At 58.5% G+C, this 21,483-nt stretch carries 18 protein-coding genes; 9 read left to right on the top strand and 9 right to left on the bottom strand.

The features are described from left to right. Positions 1–57: 57 nt before the first annotated feature. A complete protein-coding gene (gene fadR, locus IM317_RS10915; RefSeq protein WP_023336056.1) occupies positions 58–777 on the top strand; it encodes a fatty acid metabolism transcriptional regulator FadR in 720 nt (239 codons plus the stop codon). A 72-nt stretch (positions 778–849) separates the two neighbouring features. On the opposite strand, the gene IM317_RS10910 is transcribed toward fadR, so the two are convergent. Beyond that, positions 850–2,382, bottom strand: coding sequence for a SpoVR family protein (locus IM317_RS10910; RefSeq protein ID WP_023293929.1), 1,533 nt, complete (start codon positions 2,380–2,382; stop codon positions 850–852). Between the two features lie 321 nt (positions 2,383–2,703). Here IM317_RS10910 and IM317_RS10905 point away from each other — a divergent pair, with 321 nt between their 5' ends. Beyond that, positions 2,704–4,002, top strand: coding sequence for a D-amino acid dehydrogenase (locus IM317_RS10905; protein WP_033145816.1), 1,299 nt, complete (start codon positions 2,704–2,706; stop codon positions 4,000–4,002). 9 nt (positions 4,003–4,011) lie between these two features. Then, a complete protein-coding gene (gene dadX, locus IM317_RS10900) occupies positions 4,012–5,082 on the top strand; it encodes a catabolic alanine racemase DadX (RefSeq protein WP_033145815.1) in 1,071 nt (356 codons plus the stop codon). A gap of 92 nt (positions 5,083–5,174) precedes the next feature. Here the strand turns inward: dadX and IM317_RS10895 are convergent, their stop codons facing one another. Continuing rightward, positions 5,175–6,908 carry a potassium/proton antiporter gene (locus IM317_RS10895; RefSeq protein ID WP_023312177.1) on the bottom strand — a complete coding sequence of 578 codons (1,734 nt, stop codon included), beginning with the start codon at positions 6,906–6,908 and terminating at the stop codon, positions 5,175–5,177. A 97-nt stretch (positions 6,909–7,005) separates the two neighbouring features. Continuing rightward, entirely contained in the window at positions 7,006–7,920 is a 915-nt protein-coding gene (gene ldcA / locus IM317_RS10890; RefSeq protein WP_033145814.1) for a muramoyltetrapeptide carboxypeptidase, read from the bottom strand. Between the two features lie 107 nt (positions 7,921–8,027). Between ldcA and emtA the strand changes: the two genes are divergently transcribed. Further along, entirely contained in the window at positions 8,028–8,639 is a 612-nt protein-coding gene (emtA, locus tag IM317_RS10885) for a membrane-bound lytic murein transglycosylase EmtA (protein WP_033145813.1), read from the top strand. A 37-nt stretch (positions 8,640–8,676) separates the two neighbouring features. Here the strand turns inward: emtA and IM317_RS10880 are convergent, their stop codons facing one another. Next, the gene (locus tag IM317_RS10880) at positions 8,677–9,408 is read right to left on the bottom strand and encodes a flagellar brake protein (RefSeq protein WP_023312174.1); all 732 of its coding nucleotides are present in this window, start codon (positions 9,406–9,408) and stop codon (positions 8,677–8,679) included. Between the two features lie 207 nt (positions 9,409–9,615). Between IM317_RS10880 and IM317_RS10875 the strand changes: the two genes are divergently transcribed. After that, complete coding sequence (locus IM317_RS10875) at positions 9,616–9,870, top strand: GlsB/YeaQ/YmgE family stress response membrane protein (protein WP_008502662.1); 255 nt, start codon at positions 9,616–9,618, stop codon at positions 9,868–9,870. Positions 9,871–9,983: 113 nt separating this feature from the next. Continuing rightward, entirely contained in the window at positions 9,984–12,086 is a 2,103-nt protein-coding gene (locus IM317_RS10870; RefSeq protein ID WP_033145812.1) for a TonB-dependent siderophore receptor, read from the top strand. Positions 12,087–12,565: 479 nt separating this feature from the next. Here the strand turns inward: IM317_RS10870 and IM317_RS10865 are convergent, their stop codons facing one another. Then, complete coding sequence (locus IM317_RS10865) at positions 12,566–14,251, bottom strand: alpha,alpha-trehalase (protein ID WP_033145811.1); 1,686 nt, start codon at positions 14,249–14,251, stop codon at positions 12,566–12,568. A 102-nt stretch (positions 14,252–14,353) separates the two neighbouring features. Beyond that, on the bottom strand, positions 14,354–15,310 hold the full coding sequence (locus IM317_RS10860; protein ID WP_033145810.1) for an AraC family transcriptional regulator: 957 nt from the start codon (positions 15,308–15,310) through the stop codon (positions 14,354–14,356). Positions 15,311–15,425: 115 nt separating this feature from the next. On the opposite strand from IM317_RS10860, the gene IM317_RS10855 reads away from it, so the two are divergent. Next, positions 15,426–16,613 (top strand): MFS transporter, encoded by a 1,188-nt coding sequence (locus tag IM317_RS10855; protein WP_033145809.1) that lies wholly within the window; start codon positions 15,426–15,428, stop codon positions 16,611–16,613. Between the two features lie 47 nt (positions 16,614–16,660). Here IM317_RS10855 and gap read toward each other — a convergent pair whose 3' ends face one another. Next, complete coding sequence (gene gap / locus IM317_RS10850; RefSeq protein ID WP_033145808.1) at positions 16,661–17,671, bottom strand: type I glyceraldehyde-3-phosphate dehydrogenase; 1,011 nt, start codon at positions 17,669–17,671, stop codon at positions 16,661–16,663. Between the two features lie 78 nt (positions 17,672–17,749). After that, positions 17,750–18,730: a GlxA family transcriptional regulator gene (locus IM317_RS10845; protein WP_033145807.1), complete on the bottom strand. Its 981-nt coding sequence runs from the start codon at positions 18,728–18,730 to the stop codon at positions 17,750–17,752. 149 nt (positions 18,731–18,879) lie between these two features. Between IM317_RS10845 and IM317_RS10840 the strand changes: the two genes are divergently transcribed. Together IM317_RS10840 and IM317_RS10835 are read left to right on the top strand one after the other, a co-directional pair. Then, on the top strand, positions 18,880–19,851 hold the full coding sequence (locus IM317_RS10840) for a fatty acid desaturase (RefSeq protein WP_033145806.1): 972 nt from the start codon (positions 18,880–18,882) through the stop codon (positions 19,849–19,851). After that, positions 19,844–20,602: a phosphate/phosphite/phosphonate ABC transporter substrate-binding protein gene (locus IM317_RS10835; RefSeq protein WP_033145805.1), complete on the top strand. Its 759-nt coding sequence runs from the start codon at positions 19,844–19,846 to the stop codon at positions 20,600–20,602. The genes IM317_RS10840 and IM317_RS10835 overlap by 8 nt, the downstream gene beginning before the upstream one ends. On the opposite strand, the gene IM317_RS10830 is transcribed toward IM317_RS10835, so the two are convergent. Further along, the gene (locus tag IM317_RS10830) at positions 20,581–21,477 is read right to left on the bottom strand and encodes a LysR family transcriptional regulator (RefSeq protein ID WP_033145804.1); all 897 of its coding nucleotides are present in this window, start codon (positions 21,475–21,477) and stop codon (positions 20,581–20,583) included. The two genes, IM317_RS10835 and IM317_RS10830, sit on opposite strands and share 22 nt — an antisense overlap. Between the last annotated feature and the right edge of the window lie 6 nt (positions 21,478–21,483).

The raw sequence follows: 21,483 nt of genomic DNA, 5'->3' as shown, positions 1-21,483 counted from the left end.
GCGTGCCTCTGGTATGATGAGTCCAATTTGCTAAAGCTGTGTAATGGAAATCTCACTATGGTCATTAAGGCGCAGAGCCCGGCGGGTTTCGCGGAAGAGTACATCATCGAAAGCATCTGGAATAATCGTTTCCCTGCGGGGTCCATTCTTCCGGCTGAACGCGAACTCTCTGAACTGATTGGCGTCACTCGCACCACGCTGCGTGAAGTGCTTCAGCGGCTGGCGCGCGATGGCTGGTTGACGATCCAGCACGGTAAGCCTACGAAAGTGAACAACTTCTGGGAAACGTCCGGGCTGAACATTCTTGAAACGCTGGCGCGTCTTGACCATGAAAGCGTGCCGCAGCTCATTGATAATCTGCTCTCCGTTCGCACCAACATCGCGACGATCTTTATTCGTACCGCTTTCCGTCAGCATCCGGAAGACGCCCTTGCGGTGCTGGCCAGCGCGAACGAGGTGGAAGATCATGCCGATGCTTTTGCCACTCTCGATTACAACGTGTTCCGCGGCCTGGCGTTTGCCTCCGGCAACCCGGTGTATGGGCTGATCCTCAACGGTATGAAAGGGCTTTACACCCGCATTGGCCGCCACTACTTTGCCAATCCGGAAGCGCGTAGCCTGGCGCTGGGCTTCTACCACAAGCTGAGCAAGCTCTGTACCGAAGGTCTGCACGATCAGGTTTATGAGACGGTGCGCCGCTACGGTCACGATTCCGGTGAAATCTGGCACCGTATGCAGAAAACGCTGCCGGGTGATTTAGCGATTCAGACCCGCTAAAAGAAAAAACCTCTCATACGAGAGGTTTTTTTTTCGCCCGGTAAGCGTAGCCGCCACCAGGCAAAAGCGTCACTACAGCGTATTCAACCGCGCCGGGCAACGTTCCAGCAGCTCGACGCTCCCGTCTTCATTCTGCTGCTCCAGCTGCACGTCAAAACCCCACAGGCGATGCACGTGCTTCAGCACCTCTTTACGCCCTTTATCCAGCGGCGCGCGATTGTGCGGGATATAGCGCAGCGTCAGAGAGCGGTCGCCGCGCAAATCGACGTTCCATACCTGAATATTCGGCTCAAGATTGCTCAGGTTGTACTGGGAAGAGAGGCGAGAGCGGATCTCACGGTATCCCTCTTCGTTATGGATTGCGGAGATCTCCAGATAGTTGTTGCGGTCATCGTCCAGCACGGTGAAGAAGCGGAAATCACGCATGATCTTCGGCGACATAAACTGGCTGATGAAGCTCTCGTCCTTAAAGTCGCGCATCGCAAAGTGCAGCGTTTCCAGCCAGTCAGAACCGGCGATATCCGGGAACCAGTACTTGTCTTCTTCCGTCGGCGACTGGCAGATGCGCTTAATGTCCTGGAACATGGCGAAGCCAAGCGCATACGGGTTAATCCCGCTGTACCACGGGCTGTTGTAGGGCGGCTGGAACACCACATTGGTATGGCTGTGGAGGAATTCCATCATGAACCGTTCGGTCACTTTCCCCTCGTCGTACAGATGGTTAAGAATGGTGTAGTGCCAGAAGGTCGCCCAGCCTTCGTTCATGACCTGCGTCTGCTTTTGCGGGTAAAAATACTGGCTCACCTTGCGCACGATGCGCAGGATCTCACGCTGCCACGGCTCCAGCAGCGGGGCGTTCTTCTCCATAAAATAGAGCAGGTTCTCCTGCGGCTCGGACGGATAGCGACGCGCTTCGGCGATCGTTTTTTCCTCCTCACGCTTCGGCAGGGTTCGCCACAGCATGTTCACCTGGCTTTGCAGGTACTCTTCGCGGCTCTTCTGCCGGGCTTTCTCCTCCTGCAGGGAGATTTTCTGTGGACGTTTGTAGCGGTCCACGCCGTAGTTCATCAGCGCGTGGCAGGAGTCGAGCAGTTTTTCCACTTCGTCCACGCCGTAGCGCTCCTCGCAGTCGGTAATGTATTTACGGGCGAAGATCAGGTAATCGACGATGGAGCTGGCGTCCGTCCAGCTGCGGAACAGGTAGTTATTCTTGAAAAAGGAGTTGTGCCCGTAGCAGGCGTGCGCCATCACCAGCGCCTGCATGGTAATGGTGTTCTCTTCCATTAAATAAGCAATACACGGATTGGAGTTAATCACAATCTCATACGCCAGCCCCTGCTGGCCGTGCTTATATAGCCGCTCGGTTTCAATAAATTTTTTGCCAAACGACCAGTGCGGATAGTTAATCGGCATCCCGACGCTGGAGTAGGCGTCCATCATCTGTTCGGACGTAATGACTTCAATCTGATGGGGATAGGTATCCAGACGATACAGCTTTGCGACCCGGTCGATTTCGGCGAGGTAAACATCCAGCAGCTCGAAGGTCCAGTCGGGTCCATCGCTCAGACGTGTGTTGTCCTTGTTCAGGGAATCAATAGTAGCCATTAGCGCGCCCTCGTTGTGGGTGCTCTCTCTGTCTGGAGAGCCTCCTTTCAAGCATAGATCAACGTGTTAAAAAGCGTGCTGGGGTAGAAATTTATTCTTTGCGATTTCGCGTTTTTGATACGGCAAAAAAACGGTATGGCTCAGCATATTATGCTGGTTAAAAATAACGCGCAGCAGGAGATCCCAAATTAGCACTATCCCCTGATGCTGGGGGATGTGTGAGGTAAGTCACCATAAAAAAGTCGTATGTTGAATAATATTTTCAACTAGGTTATCAATCTGTAATTAGAAGATTGTTCTTTTGCACATAATGGAGTGGCTATGCGTGTTGTCATACTGGGAAGTGGTGTCGTTGGGGTAACCAGCGCCTGGTATTTAAGTCAGGCGGGACATGACGTAACCGTAATCGATCGTGAATCCGGTCCCGCGCTTGAAACCAGCGCGGCGAACGCCGGGCAAATCTCTCCGGGGTATGCGGCGCCGTGGGCTGCGCCGGGCGTTCCGCTGAAAGCGATTAAATGGATGTTCCAGCGCCATGCGCCGCTGGCCATCAGCCTTGACGGCACGCAGTTCCAGCTGAAGTGGATGTGGCAGATGCTGCGCAACTGCGACACCCGCCACTACATGGAGAACAAAGGGCGCATGGTGCGCCTGGCGGAATACAGCCGCGACTGTCTGAAAGCGCTGCGCGCGTCGACGGGGATTGAGTATGAAGGCCGCCAGGGCGGCACGCTGCAGCTGTTCCGCACCGAGCAACAGTACGAAAATGCCACTCGCGATATCGCCGTGCTGGAAGATGCCGGCGTACCGTACCAGCTGCTGGAAGCCAGCCAGCTTGGCCAGGTTGAACCGGCGCTGGCGGAAGTGGCGCACAAGCTGACCGGCGGCCTGCGCCTGCCAAATGACGAAACCGGCGACTGCCAGCTCTTTACGCAACGTCTTGCGCAAATGTGCGAGCAGGCGGGGGTGAAGTTCCGCTTTAACACCTCCGTCGACAAGCTGCTGTCGGAAGGCGAAAAAATTTACGGCGTGAAGTGCGGCGACGAGGTAATCAAAGCCGATGCCTACGTGATGGCGTTTGGTTCGTACTCCACCGCCATGCTGAAAGGCATTCTCGACATTCCGGTCTATCCGCTGAAGGGCTACTCGCTGACCATTCCGGTGAAAGAAGAGAGCGGCGCCCCGGTGTCGACCATTCTGGACGAAACCTACAAAATCGCCATTACCCGCTTCGACAACCGCATTCGTGTGGGCGGCATGGCGGAAATTGTTGGCTTCAACACCGAACTGCTGCAGCCGCGTCGTGAAACGCTGGAGATGGTCGTGGGCGATCTCTTCCCGCGCGGCGGTTTTGTTGAGCAGGCGACGTTCTGGACCGGCCTGCGTCCGATGACCCCTGACGGCACGCCGATCGTAGGCCGCACGCCTTACAAAAACCTGTGGACCAATACCGGACACGGCACGCTCGGCTGGACGATGGCCTGCGGATCGGGCCAGCTGCTGAGCGACCTGATTTCCGGGCGCACGCCGGCAATTCCGTTTGACGATTTAAGCGCCGCGCGCTATCAATCGGGGTTTACGCCTTCGCGTCCACAGCACCTGCACGGCGCGCATAGCTAAGGAGTTGTCATGTCCCGTCCTGTTCTGGCCCAGCTGAACCTGCAGGCCCTCAAGGATAATCTGCAAATTGTTCGTCGGGCGGCCCCGGGTTCGCGCGTCTGGTCGGTGGTGAAAGCGAATGCCTACGGCCACGGTATTGACCGTATCTGGAGCGCGCTGAGCGCGACCGACGGTTTTGCGCTACTGAATCTTGAAGAGGCCATTCTGCTGCGCGAGCGCGGCTGGAAAGGGCCGATTCTACTGCTGGAAGGGTTCTTCCATGCGGACGATCTGCCGCTGCTGGATAAGTACCGGCTGACCACCAGCGTGCACAGTAACTGGCAGATTAAGGCGATCCAGGATGCGAAGCTCCATGCTCCGCTGGATATCTACCTCAAGGTGAACAGCGGCATGAACCGCCTGGGCTTTCAGCCTGAGCGGGTGCATACGGTCTGGCAGCAGCTGCGCGCCATGAAAAACGTGGGCGAAATGACGCTGATGGCGCATTTTGCCGACGCGGAAAAACCCGACGGTATTGCCGATGCCATGGTCCGCATTGAGCAGGCGGCTGAAGGGCTGGATTGCCCGCGCTCGCTGTCGAACTCGGCGGCCACGCTGTGGCATCCCGAGGCGCACTATAACTGGGTGCGTCCGGGGATCGTTCTGTACGGTGCGTCTCCCTCTGGCGAGTGGCAGGATATCGCCAACAGCGGCCTGAAGCCGGTCATGACCCTGCGCAGTGAAATCATTGGCGTGCAGACGCTGAAGGCCGGGGACACGGTGGGCTACGGTAGCCGCTACCGGGCAAAAGGCGAGCAGCGGATTGGCATCGTGGCGGGCGGTTATGCCGACGGCTACCCGCGCATCGCGCCGACCGGCACGCCGGTCTGGGTCGATGGGGTTCGCACGGGAACGGTGGGCACCGTATCTATGGATATGCTGGCCGTTGACCTGACGCCATGCCCGCAGGCGGGCATTGGCTCACCCGTCGAGCTGTGGGGTAACGAAGTTAAGATTGATGACGTGGCTGCCGCGGCGGGCACGGTGGGGTATGAATTGATGTGCGCGCTGGCCCCTCGAGTGCCGGTTGTGACGGTGTAACTTATGTTCGCCGGGTGGCGCTAACGCTTACCCGGCCTACGTTCGAGGGTTTTGTAGGCCGGGTAAGGCGAAACCGCCACCCGGCAAAAAAACTACTCCGCTTCCTCTTCCATCGGCCTTAAACCGACTTTCCGCACCGCGTTATCTTCTTTTTCGGCAACGGTCCAGATCATCCCGGCAAACTCTACCTGATCCCCCACGACCGGGGCAGCGCCAAGCCGCTGCTGGATGATTTCGCCCAGCGTTTGCGGGTTATCACCGTCTTCAGCACCTTCATCCAGACCGTAAATCAGCGCCACATCCGCAAATTTAGCGCTGGCTTCCAGAATAAAATCGCCGAAGAAACGCTGATCCAGCGCCACCGGAGGCGACTGGCTGAACAGCTTGCCCAGCGCGGGCAGGTCGCGCTCGCGACCAATCACGCAGAGAATATCCCCCTCGCGCAGGCGGGTGCTGCCGGTAGGGTGCAGCAGGACATTATCGCGGAACAGGGCGGCAATGCGCGTTTCGGTCGGCATGTGCAAATCGCGCAGCGAGGCCCCCACGCACCATTTGTCGGCGCTCAGCTGATAGACAAACTGTTCCCACGGGTTCTCCGGATGAATATCGAGCCCCACGCGGGAGACCGGCCAGCCCACGGGCGGGACCACCACTTTGGCTTTTTTCGCCGCCCACCCGAGCGAGGTTCCCTGGAACAGCAGGGAAATCAGCACCACGAAGAACGCCACGTTAAAGAACAGCCGCGCGTTATCCAGACCGGCCATCATCGGGAACACCGCAAGGATAATCGGCACCGCGCCGCGCAGCCCCACCCAGCTGATAAAGACCCGCTCGCGCAGGTTGAAGCCGCGAAACGGCAGCAGGCCTGCAAATACCGACAGCGGACGGGCGAAGAAGATCATCCACGCGGACAGCAGCAGCGCCGGAACGGCGATCGGCAGCAGGTCCGATGGCGTAACCAGCAGGCCCAGCACCAGGAACATGCCGATTTGCGCCAGCCACGCCAGGCCGTCGAAGTTCTGCAAAATGGCATGCCGGTTGCGAATAGGGCGGTTGCCCATCAGGAACCCGCAGAGATAGACCGCGAGAATACCGCTGCCGTCCACTGCGGTGGTGACGGCAAAAATAAGAATGCCGCCGCTCAGCGCCAGCAGAGGGTAAAGCCCCGCGGGCAGCGAGATGCGGTTGATCGTCTGCTGTAAGAGGTATCCCCCCGCCAGGCCGATGACAATCCCCAGACCGAACTGCTGCAGGATATGTAACGCAAACATCCAGCTCAGCCCGCTTTCATGCTGCTGAATCATCTCGATAAGCGTAATGGTGAGAAATACCGCCATCGGATCGTTACTACCGGATTCAATCTCAAGCGTGGAGCCAACGCGTTCGTTAAGCCCTTTTCCGCCGAGCAGGGAAAACACCGCTGCCGCATCGGTTGAGCCCACGATGGCGCCAATCAGCAAACCTTCCATGATATTGAGATGGAAAAGCCACGCGGCCATCATTCCGGTGAGGCCAGAGGTAATCAACACGCCGACCGTGGCGAGCGACAGCGCAGGCCCTAAGGCCACGCGGAAGGAGCTCGCCTGGGTGCGCATCCCGCCGTCCAGCAGGATCACCGCCAGCGCGAGGTTACTCACCATGTAGGCGAAGGGGTAGTTATCGAATGGGATACCGCCAATGCCATCAATGCCGGCCAGCATGCCGATGGCGAGGAAAATGACAAGAATAGGTATGCCGAGACGCGATGAAAATGAACTTAATAAAATACTGCTGGTTACAAGGACGGAACCCAAAATGAAAAGGCTGATTATCGCTGCGGCATCCAATGTTCTCTTACTCCCACCTCAATGTTAACGCTGTTACTAAAACCCTAACATATTAACAACGGCAACAGCGTTTTATTAAGGGGGTATAACGGCTTTTTTATGCCTTTATGACAGGATGACCGCTGATGGTCAGCCGACTGCCGGAATCGTTGTGGATCAGGGAGGCATGCGCCCCCAGCGCCAGGGTGACGGTTTGCTGCTCATGGCCGAAATCCAGACCGGTGATGACCGGAATATCCAGCCGCGAGCGAACGAAGTCGACCATGGTCTCCAGGGAGTAACCCGCGTCATAGTCATTCGGAGCAGAGCCGCTGAAGCTGCCCAGCACAACCGCGGACTGGCGTTCAAGAATACCGGCATGATAAAGCTGCAATAGCATGCGCTCGACGCGGAACGGATGTTCGTTGATATCTTCCAGCACCAGAATGCCGTCCTCGATTTGCGGCATCCACGGCGTGCCGATGAGCGAGACCAGCATCGCCAGATTGCCGCCCCAGAGCTGGCCTTCACATTCCCAGTGCGGCCCATTGCCTTGCCACTCCACGCTGTAGGTAGAATTGCGCAGCGCGCGCCAGAAATGTTCCACGGTAAACGCATCCAGCTCCGGTGCGCCGAAGTTACCGGCCAGCATCGGACCGCTGAAGGTGATGACGTTATGCAGGGCCAGCAGCCCAAGCTGGATGACGGTGAAATCGCTGTGGCCGCAGATCAGCAGCGGATCCTGCTGCTGGCGCAGCGCCAGCCCCTGCCAGTCAATGCTCTCCAGCAGACGGCTCGCGCCATATCCGCCGCGCACCGCAAGCACAACCCGGTTTTCGCCCGTCAGGTTCACCAGACTATTGATATCATTCAGCCTCTGCGCTTCGGTACCGGCAAAACGCTGCTGGCGGCGGGGGATAATCGTCTGATTTTCTACCTGATGGCCAGATTCCAGCAAACGCTGAACGCCCCGCTGCGCCGCGTCCTGGTTAATGCAGTAGCCCGACGGCGCGATGAGATGAAACTGAGACATGGCAATTCCTTGCTGAATGAGAAACTAATTGTCTATATCATGCCGCTTATACGCTGCCTGCTTCAAGAGGCGGCGCACCGCGATGACCGGCTATAAGGATAGATGACGTGAAATTGAGATGGTTTGCTTTTTTGATTGTGTTGCTTGCTGGCTGTAGTTCAAAACATGATTATCAAAATCCGCCCTGGAATCCGGAAGTGCCGGTGAAACGGGCCATGCAGTGGATGCCGATCAGTGAGCAAGCCGGGAAGGCCTGGGGCGTCAGCCCGCGTCTCATCACGGCGATCATTGCGGTGGAGTCCGGCGGTAATCCCACGCTTGTCAGCAAATCCAACGCGGTGGGGCTGATGCAGCTTAAAGCGTCAACGGCCGGGAGAGAGGTTTACCGCTACATGGGCTGGAGCGGCCAGCCGTCGACCAGCGAGCTGAAGAACCCGGAACGTAACATTTCAATGGGCACGGCCTATCTGAGCATCATGGAGCATGGCGTGCTGAAGGGGATTAAGGATCCAGAGGTGATGCAGTACGCGCTGGTAGTGTCTTACGTTAACGGTGCCGGCGCGTTGCTCAGAACCTTCTCCTCTGACCGCAAAGAGGCGATAGAAGAGATTAACGGCATGGACAAAGACGAATTCTTTGAACATGTGGCGAAAAATCACCCGGCACCACAGGCGCCTCGTTATATCTGGAAAGTACAGAAAGCGATGGATGCCATGTAATGCCGCAGACGGGCGGCGGTCACGCTGCCCGATTTCTTCACAGGACCTTATTTGCGCGTTCCCGCGCCTCTCGCTCCAGGGAATAGATAATGCGCTGAAGCTCACGCTCTGCGCCGGGCCCGACGTTGAGGAAACGGAAGCTCAGACGCGGCGTGGTGATAGTTTCATTTTTGCTGTCCACGACGGTGCGGTCGCTGATGGCAATCAGCTGCGCATCGAAATAAAAGCGACCCCAGCCCCCCATATCCAGTTCGATTTGCGTAAACCGCATGCCCTCTACCAGCCCGTCCGGTTTCGGCGTGTCCATCAGCGCGCCCATGCCGCCCAGCGACAGATCGAAGAGGCGGAAGCGGATCTCTTTTTTGTCCGGCATTTTGGCCTTACAAAAATAGGCGGGGTGAAGCGGGGCGCTGATGCGGAAATATTCACGACGCTGAACAAACCAGAGATTGGTCGGAAGCGGGGTAACAAAAGCTGGCAGTCCCTGGTATTCGCTCAGTTCCAGCCGCGACAGAACAAACTCCACTTTGGCACCCTGCGTTTCGGCCATCACCGCGATATTCTCCGCTTTCAGCGCCGCGCGGTTTTCATACTCCTGACTGCCTAAATCAATCACCAGCCGATCCTGCGAGGCGTCAAGGATCTTGCTGATGAACTGATTATTCGACCAGCTGATGCGCAGCGGCACTTCACCTTTTTGCAGGTCGCGTAATACCCCTAATACAGCCAGCGGATTTTGCTTGAGGAACTGCTCACTGTAATGACTCACGCCGGATGGCTCCTTGATTGATGACAGACTGTCTTAGCGTTATCGGCAATCTGCAATGAAACTTAATACAAACCGGTGAGTTTTTTTGCCTGTTTAAGCAAAGATAAGTCGGTGAGATGAAAATAGTTTTCCGGCGATGACCTATACTTAAGTTAGCTGTGCAGAAGGTTTTCTGCGCACGCGTTTAACCTGCAAGAGGGCATCGCTATGGGTATCATCGCCTGGATTATCTTTGGTCTTATTGCTGGCGCTATCGCTAAACTGATCATGCCGGGAAACGATGGCGGCGGCTTTATTCTGACCTGTGTACTCGGGGTCGTTGGTGCGGTTGTGGGCGGCTGGCTGGCGACGATGTTTGGCTTTGGAGGCAACATAAGTGGTTTCGACCTGCACAGTTTTCTGGTCGCTGTCGTGGGTGCCATTGTGGTGCTGGGCATATTCAGGTTACTGCGACGAGCATAAATTGACGTAAACGGCTCTCAGCGGAGGGCCGTTTTTTTTGCCTGAGTATTGATTTGTTAATCTAAATGATAATAATTGTCGTTCCGTATTGCATCTAACAACAAGACGACATTATGAATACCTCACGTTTTACGCTTTGCGCTCTGGCAGGGGCCGTAACGCTGGCATTGCAGGTCCCGGCGTTCGCCGAAGAATCCACCATCGTCGTCACGGGCTCAGAGCAGGGCAGCGCGCTGCCGGCCTGGACGAACAGCGCCACGAAATCGGCCGTTGCCGAAAGTAAAACGCCGCAGGTCATCACGACCCTCACTGCGCCGGAAATTGAAAAGCGTCACGCGAATTCGGTGAATGAAATCCTGCGCTATGCCCCGGGCGTCTCAACCGAGGTGCGGGGGAATACCTCCTACATGAGCGAATATAAAATTCGTGGCTTTACCGTTGACCAGGAGTTCTACAACGGGCTGCAGCTGCCCTATAACGTCACCGGCAATACCAAAGCGCGCATCGATCCGCTGCTGATCGACAGCGTTGATATCCTGAAAGGCCCCTCATCGGTCCTTTACGGCGGCGGTTCGCCGGGCGGGTTGGTGAATATTCAAAGTAAAAAACCGCAGCGGGAAGCCCGAACCGAAATCGGCGTTAACACCGGAAACCGTAATCTGAAAGAGGGCTATCTCGATTCAACCGGGCAGATTGCCGACAGCGACTGGAACTACCGTCTGCTGGGCAAAGCCACGGAAAACGACGATCAGCCGCACACTACCCGGTATGAAAACTACCTGGTTGCGCCGTCCGTCACCTGGCAGCCCGACAGCAAAACCCGCCTCACCCTGGACGCGCTGGCGCAAAACACCCCGAGCCTGACGCCGTCTAATCCGCTGCCGCTCGCCTACCTGCGCTCGAAATATGCGGGCAAGCGCGATTACGCCGGAGATGAGTGGAGCGGGTTTAAGCAGCGTCAGTGGATGCTGGGCTACAGCTTTGAACATGAATTCGACAGCGGCTGGGGCTTTAATCAGAAAGCGCGCTATTTCGACGTCGATACCCACCAGCGCAGCGTCTACGCGACAGGGACGGGAAGCGAGGCGTATCAGCTCAACCGCTTTGCCTACACCACCGATGAAGACCTTAAGAGCTTCAACATCGACAACCAGGTGACCAAAACCGTTGCCCTTGGCGACTGGAAACACCACCTGCTGGCCGGGTTTGACTATCAGAAGCTGAACTCCCATTTCCATTATCGCTACGCGTCGGCCACGCCGGGCATCGATATGCGTCATCCAGACTATTCGCAGATCCAGGAAAGCGCGCTGGGGCTCTATACCGCCCAGAAAAACCGTCTCAGCTACCAGCAAAACGGCTATTACTTACAGGATCAGGTAGAGTTTGGCGGCCTCAACCTGCTGGGCAGCCTGCGCTACGACGATTACCGCTCCGTTACCACCAACTACCTGCAAAACGGTGATAAAGCCTGGGTATCGCAGGATCGCGTCACCAAACGCCTGGGCGCGCTTTACGCCTTCGATAACGGGATTTCGCCGTTTATCAGCTATTCAGAAGGTTTCGCGCCGGTGTCACCGCAGGGTACGCTCGTGGCGAAAGACGTTAAACCGACTACCAGCAAGCAGGTGGAAGGCGGGGTGAAATATTTGCTGGCCGACTACGCCACCACCTTTACCGCCTCGGTGTTTAACATCCGACAGAAAAATGTCGTCACCTCCGATCCGGGCTTCCTGAACTATCGTCAGACCGGGGAAGTGGAATCCAAAGGGGCAGAGCTCTCCGCCATCAGCCGTCCGACGGACAACCTGACGCTGATTGCCAACTATGCGTACACCCACGCGATCAACCGGGAAGATGACAAGTACAAAGGCAAACGTCCAACGCAGGTACCGGAGAATGCCTTCAACCTCTGGGGGGATTACACCTTTGACAACACGCCGCTGAAAGGACTGATGCTGGGGGCTGGGGCACGCTACACCGGGCCGATGGAAATCTCTCCGGCAAACGATGCGGGTAAGCTGGGGGGCACCACGCAGTACGATCTGGCGGCTTCCTACCGGATGGGTGAAATCCTGCCCTCGCTGGCAGGGCTAACGCTTAAGGCCAGCGCGCAGAACATCACCAATAAAGAGACGCTGACCTGCTACGACGCGACCAACTGCTGGATTGGGCGTGACAGGACGTATCAGCTAGGGGCGAGTTATAGTTTCTAAGGAACCAGGGGGACCCCGTCAAAAATGCGCAATCGGACTGCCCCTCTCCCTTGAGAGGTGAGGGGGAACATACGGCTCCGGTGGTCATTCCGTTCACTTTATGTTCCTTGCTACTCTGTAACGATGTGACCGGTGAACGTGCCAGGGTGGCTCAGTCGCCACCACCCTGGCAACCCGGGCTCCCGGCGGTAAATCGCCGCTTCTCGGTGTCCTCGGCGTATTCCTTCCGGCTTATCGGGGACGGGCGGAGGTAACATCCCTGTAAAGCCCGCCCTCTCGGCGCATCCATGCGCCTCGCCCCGGCCGGAAGGCAAACGCCTCAGCGATTTACAGCCGGACCATGGCATCGCTGAAAGCGTTCAGGCGTTCTGAAACAACGTTATTGCTTCTGCTCAAAACTTACTGGCTAACCTTCTCCCGGAGGGAGAGGGCCAGCACGCGCAGTCCGGGTAAGGCGTAGCCGCCACCCGGCAATACCCTTACTGCGCCGCAGCTTTCACCGGCTCAGCCTCCTCATTTGCCGCAGGCTGATTCTCCGGCACGCTGTCGCACGGTTTTGCTTTCGGACAGACCCGATCCAGCATTTTCAGCGTCACGCCGTTACTCCAGCCGAAGCCGTCCTGCAGCGGATACTCACCGCCGCCGCCGCCCGTACCGGTTGTCGACACGTCATACTTCTCGACCAGTTTCTTTTCGCGGTCGTAAGTATGCTGAACGTTCTTCAGGAAGCGCCAGGTCACGTCCATCGAGACCTTCTCCTGTCCGTAATTCTGCAGCCCTTCCGCCGCCACCCACTGCAGCGGGGCCCAGCCGTTTGGCGCATCCCACTGCTGGCCGCTATTGACGGTGGTGGTCGCAATACCGCCCGGCTTCAACAGGCGCGACGAGGTTGCCGCGGCGACTTTATCGGCCCGGTCCTGCGCCGCCGCCTTCACGTAAAGCGGGAACAGGGCTGCCGCCGTGAGCTGATTGCGTACCTTCTTGCTCTTGAGATCGTAATCCGCGTACCAGCCCTCTTTATCATTCCACAGGTGGCTCTCGATGGCTTTCTGACGCGCCGTTGCCAGCGCCTCGTATTTACTTGCGCTGGCGGCGTCGCCACTCTCCTGGCTTGCCCGCGCCAGCAGTTTTTCCATCTTGAACATCAGGGCGTTCAGGTCCACGGGGACAATGCTGGTGGTCCGGATGGTGCCGAGCTTTTGCGGATCGTCCATCCAGCGCGAGCTAAAGTCCCAGCCCGAGGCCGCAGCGGAACGCAAATCACGGTAGATCTCGGTCGCAGGCCGGTTAGGGTTACTTTTGGCGGTATTCACGTCGTCAAGCCATGACTCCGGGCGCGGGGTATCGCGGTCGTCCCAGTAGCGGTTGAGGATAGCGCCGTCGTCCAGCTTCACCACGCGTTTGTTAGCCTGCCCCGGCTGAAGGGCGTCGACGCCGTCCATCCAGTAGGCATACTCTTTCTCCATCTGCGGACGGTACTTCTTCAGCGCATCGCTGTCGTGGGTCGCCAGCAGTTCAACCATCATTGAGAAAAACGGCGGCTGGGATCGGCTCAGGTAATAGCTGCGGTTGCCGTTGGGAATGTGGCCGAAGGTGTCAATCTCATACGCAAAGTTATCCACCATGTCGCTGATTTTGTCCCAGTGTTCGCTCTCCGCCAGGCCCAGCATGGTGAAATAGCTGTCCCAGTAGTAGACCTCGCGGAAACGGCCGCCGGGCACAACGTAAGGTTTGGGTAACGGCAGAAGGGAATCCCATTTGTTGCTGGCTTTATCCGTGGTGCGCGTCAGCACGGGCCAGAGATCGTCGATGTGCTCACGTAAACTTTGTCCAGCAGGCGGAACATATTTTTCCCCTTCCGCAGGGAGCGTAAAGTTCATCTCGACAAAGTGGCGTAAGTCAAAGCTGGACTGCGCGTGCTGCATCCGGTAATCCGCCAGAATCATCAGCGGGTCGCTTTTGGGGACGGCATCCGCAAAGGTTTTCTGATCGGGAAACAGTTTGGCGCTTTGCACATCGTTAAACAGAGGGCCCAGCAAAATATCGGGTGAGGTTGTCTGGGCTGCGGGGCTATCGTCGGCATAACCGCAAGTCGTGACGCCGAGCAGCGCGCCTCCTAACGCAAGGGGCAAGAACGCGGGGCGTAGTGTACGAGGTCTTATCATCAGTTCGTCTCCTGTCTTCACTAAACAGCGTGACCGCTGTTGTCAATCACCTGAAAACCTTAGACGAATATTGCCCGCTTCGCGTTAATAATTGCCTGCCCATCAGACCTCTTCCGGCGTCTGGCTGGCTTCCCGCAGCGTGCCCGGCGCATGTCCTATGATGCGCTTAAATGCCCGGCTAAATGCCGCCAGAGAGCCGTACCCCAGCCGCAGCGCGACGGTTTCAATCGGCTGATTTTCGTGGCGAATGTACTGGATGGCCAGCCGCATCCTCAGCTCGCTGAGATATTTTGCCGGGGTGGTTCCCGTCGCGGCCAGGAATCGTTCGGCGAACACGGAACGGGACGTGCCCGCTTCTTTTGCCAGATCCGCCACGCTCCAGTTCAGGCCGGGCTGCTGGTGCATGGCGTAAATGGCCCGGCTCAGGCGCGGGTCGCGCAGAACCTGCACCCAGCCGGTGGCTTTACCACACCCGCCTTCAACCCAGCCGCGCACGATTAACGCCGCCACCACGTCGGCCAGACGCGCAAGGATCCCGGCGTACCCGGCCTGACGCGAAACGGATTCCCGCTCCATCGCCGCCAGCAGCGGGTGGATCTCCGGCCAGGTGGACATCAGCCGGCTGACCATCATCACTTCCGGCATTGCCTTGATCAGCGGCTGCATCCCGCCCAGCTCAAAATCCATGCACCCGCTAAAGATGATGGTGTTCTCGCTTTCCGGGCAGGGTTCGCAGGTGATGGCACACACCGAGCTGCAGATGGGCTCGCTGGGAAAGGCATTGACGGGCGTAATGGTTGCCCGCTCGTCAGAGAGCAGGGCATGAGAATTACCGCAAGGAATAAAGAGGGCATCGCCGCTGCTCAGTTCGAACGTCGCACCGCTTTCCATTCGCAGCAGGGCGCTACCGTGGCTCACAAAATGAAACTGCGCCCTACCGGGCGCCTGATGGAAGGCGACGCCAAACGGCGCGCTGGCCTGGATCCGCCGGTATTTCACACCTGACAGACGCATGCCGCGTAAAAGTTCGCTGATCAGATCGGGTGACTGTAAGGTCATGGCGCAACTCCGGACGAATAATCAATAAGTGGAGATTATATGTCATAGATCGTCCAGGGTGAACCTTCTATGCTTTTGCGACAGTTGTCACATTTTTATAACGGGAGAAAAACAGATGAATTCATGTGTCGCGGCGAGCGAGGCGGTAGCGCCTGCAAAACCCGCCTGGCGGGCCGTCTATTCACTGGGGCTGGGGGTGTTTGGTTTGATTACGGCAGAATTTCTGCCCGCCAGTCTGTTAACGCCGATGGCCGCGAGCCTGGGCGTGAGTGAAGGAATGGCCGGACAGGCCGTCACCGCCACCGCGCTGGTGGCGCTGGTAACCGGACTGCTGATTACGCCAGCGACCAAAAGCATTGACCGCCGCTGGGTGCTGATGTTTTTCTCGGTGCTGCAAATTATCTCCAGCCTGCTGGTGGCCTTTGCGCCCAACCTGCACGTCCTGCTGATGGGGCGCCTGCTGCTGGGGATCGCCATCGGGGGATTCTGGGCGATGTCGACGGCGACCACGATGCGTCTGGTTCCGGCAGATAAAGTGCCGAAGGCGCTGGCGGTGATCTTCTCCAGTGTATCGATAGCCACGGTGGTCGCGGCGCCGCTCGGCAGCTATCTGGGCAGCCTGATCGGCTGGCGCAACGTCTTTGTGCTCTGCATTCTACCGAGCATGCTGGCGCTGCTGTGGCAGCTCTGGGTCCTGCCGTCCATGAAGCCGGAGAGCAGCGGCAGCCTGAGTACGCTGTTCCGCGTGCTGCGTCGTCCGGGGATGATTGGCGGCATGCTGGCGACCATCCTGATTTTCAGCGGCCATTTCGCCTTCTTTACCTACCTGCGCCCGTTCCTGGAAACGGTGGGGCAGGCGAGCGTTGAGACCATTTCGCTCATCCTGCTGGGCTTTGGGCTGGCCAACTTTGTCGGCACCTCGGTTGCCGGGCATCTGCTGGCACGAAATCTGCGCCTGACGCTGGCGCTGGTGCCGTTCGCGATGGGCGTTCTCGCGCTCACGATGGTGGCGTTTGGTCATCTGGCGATGCTGGACGGGTTCCTGGTCGCGCTGTGGGGCTTTGCATTTGGTCTGGTTCCGGTGGGCTGGTCAACCTGGCTTGCCACTACCGTTCCGGATGAAGCCGAAAGTGCAGGCGGGCTGCTGGTGGCCTCAATTCAACTGGCGATAAGTGCCGGTGCGGCCGGGGGCGGTGCGGTATTTGACCTCAACGGCGCCAGCGGTGTATTCGCGGGCAGCGGTCTTTTGCTGGTAACGGCGATGGTGATTGTGTTTATGGGAGTAAAGGTGAAGGCGGAGTGAATTATTTGCCGGGTGAGCGCATGCGCCACCCGGCATCACGGTAAGACTTACAGCCCTTTCTTATCCATCCACACCGCCAGATCCACCAGACGGTTTGAGAAGCCCCACTCGTTGTCATACCACGCCAGGATCTTCACCATGTTCCCGCCAATCACCAGCGTGGAAAGCCCGTCGATAATTGAGGAGCGTGGGTCGCCCTGGTAATCGCTGGAGACCAGCGGTTCATCGCTATAGCCCAGAATGCCTTTCAGAGGCCCGCTGGCGGCCGCGTTGCGGAACGCGTCATTCACCTCTTCGGCGGTTACGTTACGGCTCAGCGTTACCGTTAAATCCACAATCGACACCACCGGCACCGGCACGCGCAGGGAGTACCCGGTCAGTTTGCCGTCCAGAGAGGGGATCACTTTCCCCAGCGCTTTTGCCGCGCCGCTGGAGTAAGGCACAATCGACAGCGCCGCCGCGCGCGCGCCGCGCAGATCTTTCTCCGGCTGATCGTGCAGCGCCTGGCTGTTGGTGTAGGCGTGCGTGGTATTCATCAGGCCATGCTCAATCCCGAACTGCTGATGCAGGACCTGAGCGGCCGGTGCCAGACCGTTCGTGGTGCAGCTCCCGTTACTCACCACCGCGTGACGGGCGGGATCGTACTGCTCGTGATTAACCCCCATCACAATCGTCAGGTCGTCGTTCTTCCCGGGGGCGGAAATGATGACGCGCTTAGCGCCGCCGTGGGTGATATGCACCGCCGCTTTTTCCCGCTCGGTAAAGAAGCCGGTGGCCTCAATCACCACGTCAACGCCGACGTCACGCCACGGGATATTCGCCGGATCGCGTTCGCTAAATACGGCGATCCGCTGCCCGTCTACCTGCAGCGCGCCGTCTGCCGCTTCAACCGGGGCGGGAAGCGTGCCCAGAAGGGAATCATGTTTCAGCAGGTGGGCGAGGGTTTTACTGTCCGTCAGATCGTTAATGGCCACAATCTGCAGATCCGGGTTACCCAACGCCGCGCGCAGGAAATTACGTCCGATACGGCCGAAACCGTTAATACCGACCTTAACCATGGTGCACTCCTTATCTCTGTTGTCTGGAGTCACTGTAGGCGTCGGGCCGATTGGCGTAAATGACAAAAAAGGATCAGATTACGCCATCTTGCGGCAGTGGAAGCGCTGGCGGTACTCGCCGGGCGTGAGGTGAAGCTGTTTCTCAAAGATGCGGCGCAGGTTAATGCTGGTGCCAAACCCGCTTTGCTCGGCAACGCGCTCAAGGGAGTCATGGGTCTGCTCAAGCAGCTGGCGGGCCGCGGCCAGACGCGCTTCGGTCACGTAGCGGGCCGGAGAAACTCCCGCGTCGCGGGTAAACACGCGGGCGAAATTACGCGGGCTCATCGCCGCTTTCTCGGCCAGATTTTCCACGCACAGGTCGGCGGTGAGGTTCTGCAGGATCCAGGTTTGCAGTTCGCTTATCGGGCCCGATGTGCCGGGCTGCTGCAGGCTGTAACGGCTGAACTGCAGCTGGCCGCCGGGGCGGCGCAGATACATCACCATATCCTGCGCCACGTCGCGGGCGAGGGTAAATCCGTAGTCGTCTTCCACCAGCGCCAGGGTCAGATCGAACCCGGAACTCACGCCGCCGGAGGTCCAGATGGGGCCATCCTGAATATACAGCGGACCGCCTTCGACGTGGATAGCCGGATACTGGGCTTGCATCGTCTCCAGTAGCCGCCAGTGGGTGGTCGCGCGGCGACCGTCCAGCAGGCCGGTCTGGGCCAGCAGCATCGCGCCGCCGCAGATGGAGGCTACCCGCCGGGCGTGCGGCGCAGCGAGGTGCAGCCAGTCCACCACCGCCGTGCTCTCCTGCTCGTTCATGCCGCGTCCGGAGATGATAATGGTATCCAGCGGTTCACGCGGGTCCAGCTCCGGCAGGCGATAGTCCGCCAGCAGATTCAGGCCGGACTGGCCGTGGATCACCTGGTGAGGCTGCGTGGTGGCGATGATAATCCGGTAGCGGGGCTGCGCAAGACCTTCCGGATGCAGCCGGTTGGCCTGCATCAGAATATCGGCGATACCGGCGGCTTCAAACAGCATGCCGCCGTCGGGAACAATAATCAGGATCTTCTTCATGTCCTGAAAAGTACCTTTATCACAGAATAAGTCAAGCGACGCGTGCGCCCCACGTTTCTGGCAAAGCAAAGCGATTTAAGTTCTTTGTTATTTCAGTCATTATCCCCGATCGTCAAAGAATTATCTCTGGCGAAACGGCGTCTGAAGGAATGGGTCAACGAAGCTCCCTCTATTTACATCCGCAACAACGCGAACAAATCCGCCACCTTGCATCGGGTTTTTTATGGCGCAGCGAACTGCCCACGTGGCTGTTGATTATCACGATTTATGCAGGCTGGTTTGCCACGCTGGCGTTCTGGCAAACGCTCGGCCTGCTGCCCGCCACGCTCCTGCTCATCGGGTTTACCGCCTGGTACATGTCCCTGCAGCATGAGCTGATCCACGGGCACCCCACGCGTTTTGCCTGGCTCAACCAGCTGTTTGGCACGCTTCCGCTGGCGGTCTGGTATCCGTATGGCCTGTACCGGGACTCCCATCTCGCCCATCATCGGCACCATAGCCTGACCCATCCGGTGGATGACCCGGAGTCGTACTATTTTACCGACGAGAGCTGGGCGCGCTTTTCCCCCTGGCAGAAACGTATGATTCGGGCGCGGAATACCTTCGCCGGGCGGCTGGTGCTGGCCCCGCTGCTGGATATCCTTCAGACGCTGGGCACCGCCGTGGCGGCATTTCGTCACCTTCACCTGCGGGCGATGGCGATGTGGCTGATTCACGTTTTGCTGCTGGTGGCGCTCTTCGCCTGGATGACGCGTACCGGTTTTTCACCCGTCTGGTTCGTGCTGGCCGTCAGCTATCCGGCGCTGGCGCTGACCAAGGTCCGATCGTTTTTCGAACATCGCGCGGCGGACGACCCGCTGGCGCGCTCCGTCATTAACGAGGCCGGGTTATTCTGGCGGGTACTGTTTTTGAATCTCAACTACCATTCAGTGCATCACGATCTGCCGGGCGTTCCCTGGTACGGGCTGAAAGCGATCTACCAGCAAAACCGGGAGGCGTACCAGCAGCGAAACCACGGTTTTCTCGTCAGGGGCTATGGTGAATGGCTGCGTCAGTTCTGGGTGAGACCCGTCGACGTCACCGTTCATCCCGCAAAACAACAGGGGGAAGGGTATGAGTAACCTGCTGGCGTTTCCCATGTATGCCGTGGATCGCGCCGATACCCGCGCGCTCTGGCTGGCGGTAAAGGGGCTGCTGGCCGCGCGCGGTGTGTCCGTCGATCGCGATCCCGGCTGGCCGGAGTCCGATCTGCTGAGGCACTGGCAACAGCCTGCGCTTATCCTCAGCCAGACCTGCGGTTATCCGCTGGTCACGCAGCTCCCGGACGTGCAGGTGGTCGGCTGTTTTCACTACGCGGCGCCGGGCTGCGAAGGGATCCAGTACCGCAGCTTTCTGGCGGTGCGCGAGGAGGATCGGCACCTCACGCTGGCGGATTTTCGCGGACGTCGGGCGGTCTGTAATTCCCCGGATTCTCAGTCCGGCTACAATGCGCTGCGGAAAATAGTGGTTCCCCTGGCGAGCGGCGGTCCCTTTTTCGCGCAAACGTCCTTCAGCGGCAGCCATCGCCAGTCGCTGATTGATGTGAAACGCGGGGCGGGGGATATTGCGGCCATCGACTGCGTGACCTGGGCACTGCTGCAGCGCCATGAGCCGGAACGCCTTGCGGGACTGGCGGTCATTGGCCGCACCCCGCTGACGCCGGGACTGCCGCTGATCACCTCGCATGACACCTCGCCTGAAACGCTTAACGCCATTCGCGATGCGCTTCACGAGCTGGTGGATGCGCCGGAATACCGGGAAGTGCGCGACGCGGTGCTGATCGGCGGTTTTAGCGAGGTGACGCGCGAGGCCTACGCCTCATTGTCCGCGTGATAAATCTCCTGCGCGTCGGTAAAACAGCGCAGCGCCAGCGAGGAGACGGGCTTCTGCCTGCGCATAATCAGGCCGACGGGAGCCTCAATGTTCGCGTCGGCGATGGGTACAATCCTGAAGTTGCTGTTCAGTGCCTCCAGCCCGTTGTTCAGCGGCATCACGGCGCAGCACACGCCGCTCTGAACCGCCTGAATGATCTGGAACGTTGAGTCGCTTTCGAAAACGGACGTGGGTTCGATGCCTGCAGATTTAAAGCTGGCCTCCATATGCGCCCGGTAGTGCATCCCTTTGGTCAGGAACCCCAGCGGAAAATCCGTCAGGTCGTGCCACGTCAGCGCTGCCTGGCCGAGCTGGAAATGGCGGACGTCGTGCAGCAGGCCCATCTTCGTTTTTGGCAGCTGGATAACGTCAAACAGGCTGGTGTCGATGCTGTTGAGGTAGCAAATTCCCAGCTCAAGCTGATTGCGGCTGACGCCGTCGGCGATCTGCGCTGAGGACATGGAATAGAGGCTGTAGGTCAGCTCCGGGTATTTTTGCGTTAGCTGGCGAATAAAGATCATCGGATCCACGCTCGCCAGCGGCACCATCCCCAGACGTAATTCGCCCACCACCTGGCCTTTGCACAGCGCGGCCTCCGCCTGTAACCCGTCATGCGCGGCAAGCAGGGCGCGGGCCCACGCGAGGATGCGTTCCCCCTCCGGCGTAAACCCTTCAAAGCGCTGCCCGCGCACGATCAGCACCAGCCCCAGCTCCTCTTCCAGGCTGCGGATGCGCATGGAGAGGGTCGGCTGGGTGACGTTGCACTGCGAGGCCGCTTTACCAAAGTGCCGGGTCTCGTCGAGTGCGATTAAATATTTTAACTGTTTAATATCCATCATTAT

This window comes from Enterobacter cloacae complex sp. S3 (assembly GCF_014930495.1).
GTDB lineage: Bacteria > Pseudomonadota > Gammaproteobacteria > Enterobacterales > Enterobacteriaceae > Enterobacter > Enterobacter asburiae_B.
Note: the sequence above shows the minus strand (reverse complement) of the source record. Positions and strands in the feature narration are given on the sequence as shown.